This window comes from Allobosea lupini (genome assembly GCF_900109525.1).
GTDB classification, from domain to species: domain Bacteria; phylum Pseudomonadota; class Alphaproteobacteria; order Rhizobiales; family Beijerinckiaceae; genus Allobosea; species Allobosea lupini.
Genome location: NZ_FOAN01000024.1, coordinates 1 through 2,503 on the forward strand (window position 1 = coordinate 1; position 2,503 = coordinate 2,503).

Annotated in this window: 2 protein-coding genes; both read right to left on the minus strand. The window is 66.9% G+C overall.

Going from position 1 to position 2,503, the window contains the following annotated elements; translation table 11 throughout:
* Window positions 1-154: 154 nt before the first annotated feature.
* Complete coding sequence (gene istB, locus BMZ21_RS29795) at window positions 155-883, minus strand: IS21-like element helper ATPase IstB (protein WP_091843866.1); 729 nt, start codon at window positions 881-883, stop codon at window positions 155-157.
* Window positions 883-2,391, minus strand: a complete 1,509-nt coding sequence (istA, locus tag BMZ21_RS29800) for an IS21 family transposase (protein ID WP_091843870.1) — start codon at window positions 2,389-2,391, stop codon at window positions 883-885. Before istA ends, istB begins: the two co-directional genes overlap by 1 nt.
* Between the last annotated feature and the right edge of the window lie 112 nt (window positions 2,392-2,503).

Here is a 2,503-nt window from a genome sequence, read left to right on the forward strand (position 1 = left end):
TGTCAAATCGCATTGAAGCGCAGCCCTCTTATCGCGTTGAAGGCTAGCCCCCCTTGGGCTTGCGCCGCCGTGCCGGGATCGGCCCGGCTGAGCTGGTCGGGGTTGCTCGGCCGGGGCGATTTCGGCGTCCAGCTCGCGATGGTCTTGGGCGCGCTCAGGCCCGGTTCTTGAAGCGCCAGCTCTCGTTGCCGGTCTCGATGATGTCGCAGTGATGCGTGAGCCGATCGAGCATTGCGGTGGTCATCTTGGCGTCGGTGAAGATCTGGGGCCAGTCCGCGAAGGCGAGATTGGTGGTGATGATGACCGAGGTGTTCTCGTAGAGCTTGCTGATCAGGTGGAAGAGCAGCTGCGCGCCCGCCTGGCTGAACGGCAGGTAGCCCAGTTCGTCGATGACGATGAGATCGTGGCGCAGCAAGGTCTCGACGATGCGCCCGCTCTTGCCGGCCGCCTTCTCCTGTTCGAGCTGATTGACCAGGTCGACGAGATTGAAGAAGCGGCCGCGGGCCCGCGCCCGGATGACGGCGGCGGCGATCGCGATGGCGAGATGGGTCTTGCCGGTCCCGGTGCCGCCGATCAGGATCAGATTGCGCTTGGCGTCGATGAAGTCGCCGGTGGCGAGCTCGCGGATCTGGCCCTCGTCGACCGGCGTGTTCTCGAAGACGAAGGCGTCGATGTCCTTCAGCACCGGGAATCTGGCGCTGCTGATGCGATAGTTGATCGAGCGCGACTGGCGATGGGTCAGCTCGGCGCGGATCAGGCTCGCCAGCAGAGGATAGATCTCCTCGCGGCGGTTCAGTCCCTTGCCGGCGATCTCGTCGAAGCTGGCGCGCATGCCGTAGAGCTTGAGGCTGGTCATCGCCTCGATCAGTTGGTGGCGTTCCATCAGGCGGCTTCCCTTCTCTTGCGCAGGTTGTCGTATCGGGCGCAGTCGGCGACTGGCTCGGTCTTGAGCTTGAGGGCGTCGGGCGTGGTGATGCTCTGGGGCACGGGCGGCTGACGGCGTCGCGCCAGGATCGCCATGACGACGTCGCCGCTGGCGATGCCGGCCGCGAGCGCCTCGGTGCAGGCCTCCGCCACCGCGGCAATGCCGTCTTCGGGGACGCGGCCGAGGATCTTCACGAACTGGCGGTCGCCGTCGGCATGACGCCGCAGCTTCTCGCGCACCGCGGTGAGCGGCGCCGGCAAGTCCCAGTCCTTGAACGGGGCGCCGTTGCGCAGGGCGCCGGGCTTGCGCATCAGCACCGGCAGATAGTGCCAGGGGTCGTAGACGACCTGGTCGCGCTTGAAGCTGCGCGGGTGATTGGCGACCGTCTCGCCGTCGAGCAGCACGACGATCCGATCGGCATAGGCGCGCACCAGCACGGCGCGGCCAGCGGCTCGGGCATCGACGCTGTACTTGTTGCGGTCATGCGTGATCAGGCAGGTCGTGGTCGCCCGCATCGGCTTCTCGACGAAGCCGGCGAAGGGGCCCAGATACGGCATCAGCCGCGCCTTCTCCTCCTCGAAGATCTCGATGACAGACCGATCGCGGAACTCGGGATGCTTCGCCCGCCGGGCATAGGCGACGCACTGGTCGGCAAGCCAGGCGTTCAGCTCGTCGAGCGTCTTCACCTTCGGCCGCGGCCGGAACAGCAGGTCGCGGATCGTCCCGACCTGGTTCTCGACCTGGCCCTTCTCCCAGCCGGCCGCCGGCGTGCACGCGACCGGCTCGACGAGATGGTGCGAGCAGAGCTGGAGGAAGCGCCGGTTATACTCCCGGGCGCGGCCGACGAAGACCGTCTCCACCGCCGTCTTCATGTTGTCGTAGATGCCGCGCCGGCAGACCCCGCCATAGAAGGCGAAGGCCTTGTCGTGCGCGTCGAAGACCATCTCCTGCGTCTCGCGGAAATAGGCGCGCACGATCGGCATGCGGCTATAGGCCAACCGCATCTGGGCGACCTTCACGACCACGGGCAGGCCGTGAAGCTCGATCGCCTCGTGGCTCCAGTCGAACTGATAGGCCTCGCCGGGATCGAAGCGCAGCGGAATGAAAGCCCGCGCCGGCAGCCGCGCCCGATCGGCACGCCAGGCCTTCACGAAGCGATGGACGCTGTCGTGCGCGCCATCATAGCCGCGCCCGCGCAGCTCCTCGAACAGCCGGATCGTCGAGCGCCGCTCGCGTCGGGGCAGCCGGTCTTCGGCCTCGAGGATGCCGGTCAGCGCCTCCACCCAGGCCCCGAGCTTCCGCTGCGGCTGGACCTCGCGCTTGTAGGTGAACTCGGTCGCGCCCGAGCGGAGCACCTTGCGAACCGTGTCGCGCGCAATGCCGAGCTCGCGGGCGATCCGCTTGATCCCCTTGCCGTTCTGGAAATGCTCGAACCGGATCCGCGCGATCGTCTCCACACCCGTCATCCCCGGACCCTTCCGAAAAACCGGAAGGATCAGCCAGAGCCGATAACAGGGGGGCTAACCTTCAACGCGATAAACGCCCCTCACGGGGGGCAACATTGCAGGCGATCTCACA

Bases quoted from the DNA above. Each gene is read 5' to 3' on its own strand.
- istB (WP_091843866.1), bottom strand. From the start codon at position 883: ATGGAACGCCACCAACTGATCGAGGCGATGACCAGCCTCAAGCTCTAC.
- istA (WP_091843870.1), bottom strand. From the start codon at position 2,391: ATGACGGGTGTGGAGACGATCGCGCGGATCCGGTTCGAGCATTTCCAG.